Origin of the sequence: Devosia sp. (assembly GCF_041917035.1) — a bacterium.
Classification (GTDB): domain Bacteria; phylum Pseudomonadota; class Alphaproteobacteria; order Rhizobiales; family Devosiaceae; genus Devosia_A.
Genome location: NZ_JAYRYM010000283.1, coordinates 1 through 4,405 on the forward strand (window position 1 = coordinate 1; position 4,405 = coordinate 4,405).

The 4,405-nt window shown below is 64.6% G+C and carries 3 protein-coding genes; 2 read left to right on the top strand and 1 reads right to left on the bottom strand.

What is annotated here, in order from left to right:
• Positions 1–1,697: ribonuclease E/G (locus ACE3TU_RS19385; RefSeq protein WP_374627224.1), on the bottom strand; the 1,697-nt coding region annotated here is incomplete at its 3' end.
• A gap of 658 nt (positions 1,698–2,355) precedes the next feature.
• On the opposite strand from ACE3TU_RS19385, the gene ACE3TU_RS19390 reads away from it, so the two are divergent.
• On the top strand, positions 2,356–3,561 hold the full coding sequence (locus ACE3TU_RS19390) for an N-acetylmuramoyl-L-alanine amidase (RefSeq protein WP_374627226.1): 1,206 nt from the start codon (positions 2,356–2,358) through the stop codon (positions 3,559–3,561).
• Between the two features lie 136 nt (positions 3,562–3,697).
• A partial coding sequence (locus ACE3TU_RS19395; protein WP_374627228.1) for a transglycosylase domain-containing protein occupies positions 3,698–4,405 on the top strand: 708 nt, incomplete at its 3' end.

Here is a 4,405-nt window from a genome sequence, read left to right on the forward strand (position 1 = left end):
CGGGCTTCGCCGCGCTCGATGGCGAAGTGCGCCGGCCCGACATGGTCATCGGCGACCACGGTGATCGAGAGACCGTACTTGGCCTCCAGCATGTTGAGCGTGCCGCGCTTGGTGTTGAGGATATAGAGCGCCACGTCGGTCGGAACCCTGAGGTTGATCGACTGGCCGGGCTTCTTCATCACGTGGTCTTCGACGCTGCGCATGACCATCAGCGCCAGGCTTTCGACCGACCGGACAAGCCCGGTGCCCTGGCAGGTCGGACACTTGTGCGTGGAACTCTCGACCACACCGAAACGAATGCGCTGGCGGCTCATCTCGAGCAGGCCGAAATGGCTGATGCGGCCGACCTGGATGCGCGCCCGGTCGTTCTTCAGCGCTTCCTTCAGCTTGCGCTCGACGGCCCGGTTCGAGCGGTTCTCCACCATGTCGATGAAGTCGATGACGATCAGCCCGGCGAGATCGCGCAAACGCAGCTGCCGGGCGACTTCCTCGGCCGCCTCGAGGTTGGTCTGCAGCGCCGTGTCCTCGATGTTGTGTTCCTTGGTGGCACGGCCGGAATTGACGTCGATCGAGACCAGCGCCTCGGTCGGGTTGATGACGATGTAGCCACCCGACGGCAGGGTGACCTGCGGCGAGAACATCTGATCGAGCTGGCTCTCGACGCCGAACTTCGAGAAGACCGGCTGGTCTTCCTTGTAGAGCTGCACGTTCTTGGCGTGGCTCGGCATGATCATCCGCATGAAGTCCTTGGCTTCGCGGTAGGCGTCATCGCCGGCGACGAGCAGTTCGTCGATCTCCTTCGAATAGAGGTCGCGGATGGTGCGCTTGATCAGCGAGCCTTCTTCGTAGACGAGGCAGGGCGCGGTCGACTTCAGCGTCAGCGTGCGAACGTTCTCCCACAGCCGCTGCAGGTACTCGAAGTCGCGCTTGACCTCGGCCTTGGTGCGCGAGGCACCGGCGGTGCGGAGGATGATGCCCTGGCCGGGCGGGACGTCGAGATCGCCGACAATGTCCTTCAGTCGCTTGCGATCGGCCGCATTGGTGATCTTGCGGGAAATGCCGCCGCCACGGGCCGTGTTCGGCATCAGCACCGAATAGCGTCCCGCCAGCGACAGGTAGGTGGTGAGCGCGGCGCCCTTGTTGCCGCGTTCTTCCTTGACCACCTGCACCAGCATGACCTGCCGGCGCTTGATCACTTCCTGGATCTTGTACTGGTGGCGCCGCTGCTGCCGCGGGCGGCGCTCCTGGATATCCTCGAGCGCATCGCCGCCGCCGACACTCTCGACCGGCTCGTTGCTCGTCGGCGCCTGCTCGATATGGCTTGCGTCATCCGCGTCGTCGCCGTCGGCCGGTTCGCTTTCGACTTCGGCAGGGGCAGCGGCACTCTCGTGCTCGTGCTCCTCCTCTTCGCGCGCCTCGTCGCGCAGCAGCGCCTCACGATCGGCCACCGGGATCTGGTAGTAGTCCGGGTGGATTTCGCTGAACGCCAGGAAACCGTGGCGATTGCCGCCATATTCGATGAACGCCGCCTGCAGCGAGGGTTCGACCCGCGTCACCTTGGCGAGGTAGATGTTGCCCCTCAGTTGCCGCCTGCTGGCGGATTCGAAGTCGAATTCCTCGAGCTTGTTACCGGATGTGACGACAATCCGTGTTTCTTCCGGGTGGATGGCATCCACCAGCATTCTCTTGGTAGCCATAAAAAGGTACTCCGCGCCGTCGCGCGCCGACACCGATCGACCGGCGAACCGGTCCTCCTGGCGTGGTGCTGTGCGAGGCGAGTGGGTTTAGTGAACTGGCGCGCTGGGCGCCGACGCGAACAGCGGCGCGCGCGCCACTGCGGTGACGGAGAGCGACGGCAAAGGAACGTGTAATGACAAACGTGCAATCACTATTCGGGATCGCGTCACCGATTGTCCGTCCGGTCGCCATCAGACCTCTTCCTTGAGAACAGGCCGGCCAAAACCGCCTGTCCTTCGGCCCCGAGGGACCGAGATTCCTAGTGCGAGGCGCCAAATGTGCCGCATCTGCGGACCGAAAGCCGGTCCGCCGCTGCCGACCGCCAGGCCAGGGCGCTTGCTGCGCTGCTCCGGCATATGGTGGCGGCAGCAGGCCGCCTCAACTAGGCTTTAGGGGTGTTGCCGCAAATTGGCAACAGGAAACTCAAAACCGCTGAGGATGCTGCGGTTTCACCGACCGGCGCACCTTTACGAACGACCGGGGCCTCCGCTACGCCGCAGAATCGCCCGAGTGCTCTGGTGATGGGGAGTGGTGTTTGGGAGCGATGCGAGATTGTTGAGAACCGCGGTCTCGGGTGGGCCTCCCCGGGGAGGCCTCAGGCGCTGGCAGGCGGGTCTCGTGCTGCTGCTGATGCTGGTCTTCGCCCCGACGGCGCAGGCCCAGCTCACGTCCGTCGAGGACTATCCGGACGTGGTCGACGCGCGGGTCACGACGACCGCCGAGCGGGCCAGATTGATCATCGACCTCGATGGCCCAACGCAGTTCGCCATCGTGTCGCTGGACCAGCCGGCGCGGATTGCGGTGGACGTGAAGGCGTTCGACCTCAAGATTCTTGCCCCCGCAGATGTCGCCGGAACGGGGATCGTCTCGCGCTTCAGCATCGAGATGGCGGAAAAGGGCAGGGCACGAACGACGCTCGAACTGGCGCGTCCGGCCCAGGTGCAGCAGGCGTATTTCCTCGACAAGGTCGCCGACCAGCCGGCTCGCCTGGTCGTCGACCTCATTGCCGATACGCCCGAACGCTTTGCAGAGCGCGTTGCCGCGGATCTGGCCGCCTCGCTCGCCCAGCAGGAGCAGGTGCCCCTGGCCTCGACGGATCCCGGCACGCACGGCACCACTCTGGAGACGCGCCCGCTGGTGGTCATCGACCCGGGACACGGCGGCGTGGACAACGGGGCGACCGCCCCGAACGGGGTTCACGAGAAGGACATCACCCTCCGCTTCGCCACCCAGCTGCAGCAGGTTCTGATGGCGACCGGCCGCTTCGACGTGGCGTTGACGCGGGAGGACGACACCTATCTCTCGCTCAACGAACGCGTCGACCTCGCCCGGGAGAACAAGGCCGACCTGTTCGTGTCGCTGCATGCCGACACGTTCCAGCAACCCGAGATCCGCGGGGCGAGCGTCTACACGCGTGACGAGAACGCCACCGACGTCCTCGACAAGGTACTGGCGGACGGCGAGAACCGCTACGACATCATCGCGGGCTTCGCTGTGCCCCAGGAGACGCCGGCGGTGATGGATATCCTCGTCGACCTGATGCGGCGGGAAATGCGCAAGAGCTCCTTCCTCGCGGCGCAGGCCATCGTCCACCAGTTGGAGCCCAGTGTCACCCTGCGGCGCTTCCCGGTGCGACAGGCGGACTTCTTCGTGCTGCAGGCGCCGGATGTGCCCTCGATCCTGGTGGAACTCGGTTTCCTCTCGAACGCGGCCGATATCGCCAATCTGCAGAAGAGCGACTGGCGCGATCGCACGGTCGATGCGCTGGCGCGGGGGATTGCGGAATACTTCGATGGACTCGGCAGCACGGTAGCGGCGCAGTGACACCGGCGGATGCACCATCGGAAATCTGTACAAGTCTCTGCTCGTCCACAATTTCGCCCTTGTCTGCTATGATTCCGCTGACTTGCTGCGGCCGTCCTCGCGGGACGGCGGCGCACCAACTGGGATGCACCTACTGATGCTCAGACTGTTCGGCTGGCTCTTCGGTTTCGGCGTTTTCTGCATGCTCGGGGCGGGCGCCGTTGCGGCGGTCTACCTCAGCCAGGTTACGGCCAGTCTTCCGGACTACACCGTGCTGAAGGACTATCAGCCGCCTGTCACCACGCGCGTTCATGCCGCGGACGGAACGCTGCTGGCCGAATATGCCCGTGAGCGCCGGCTCTTCCAGCCGATCGAGACCATACCCCCCCTCGTGATCAACGCGTTCCTGTCGGCCGAGGACAAGGATTTCTACAAGCACGGCGGCATCGCTATCGACGGCATCATCCGCGCGCTGCGCGACAACGTGATGTCCCGGCTCGAGGGCGACGGGGCTATTCAGGGCGGCGGCTCGACCATCACACAGCAGGTTGCGAAGAACTTCCTGCTCACCTCGGAGCAGACCTGGGACCGCAAGATCCAGGAAGCGATCCTCGCCATGCGGATCGAGTCAACCTTCTCCAAGGACAAGATCCTCGAGCTCTACCTCAATGAGATCTTCCTCGGGCTCAACTCCTACGGAGTCTCGGCGGCGGCCCTGAACTACTTCGACAAGGCGCTCTACGAACTCACCACGGGCGAAGCGGCCTATCTGGCGGCACTGCCCAAGGGCCCGAACAACTATCACCCGTTTCGCCGGCCCAAGCAGGCCATCGAGCGCCGCAACTGGGTGCTCGATCGGATGGCC